This is a genomic window from Actinacidiphila cocklensis (assembly GCF_907177275.1).
In the GTDB taxonomy this organism is placed as follows: domain Bacteria; phylum Actinomycetota; class Actinomycetes; order Streptomycetales; family Streptomycetaceae; genus Actinacidiphila; species Actinacidiphila cocklensis.
The window spans coordinates 1-504 of sequence record NZ_CAJSLV010000041.1; the positions used below are offsets into that span (position 1 = coordinate 1).

1 protein-coding gene is annotated in these 504 nt (G+C 66.9%); it reads right to left on the reverse strand.

From position 1 onward, the window contains the following. Nucleotides 1-504: HAD-IC family P-type ATPase (locus tag NFU81_RS05915; RefSeq protein WP_251485719.1), on the reverse strand; the 504-nt coding region annotated here is incomplete at both ends.

Here is a 504-nt window from a genome sequence, read left to right on the forward strand (position 1 = left end):
CGCCGACGACGGCCGGTAGCGCACTCCGCGCAGGGCCAGCGGGATCAGCGCGATGATGATCAGGGCGTTGAAGATGATCGCCGAGGCGATGGCCGAGGTCGGGCTGTGCAACTTCATGACGTTGAGCTTGTCCAGGCCCGGGTAGGCGATCGCGAACATCGCGGGGATGATCGCGAAGTACTTGGCGACGTCGTTGGCGATGGAGAAGGTCGTCAGCGCACCGCGGGTGATCAGCAGTTGCTTGCCGATCTCGACGATCTCGATGAGCTTGGTGGGGTTGGAGTCCAGGTCCACCATGTTCCCGGCCTCTTTCGCGGCCGAGGTGCCGGTGTTCATGGCCACGCCGACGTCGGCCTGGGCCAGCGCCGGGGCGTCGTTGGTCCCGTCGCCGGTCATCGCGACGAGCTTGCCGCCGGCCTGCTCGCGCTTGATGAGGGCCATCTTGTCCTCGGGGGTGGCCTCGGCGAGGAAGTCGTCGACGCCTGCCTCCTCCGCGATGGCCTT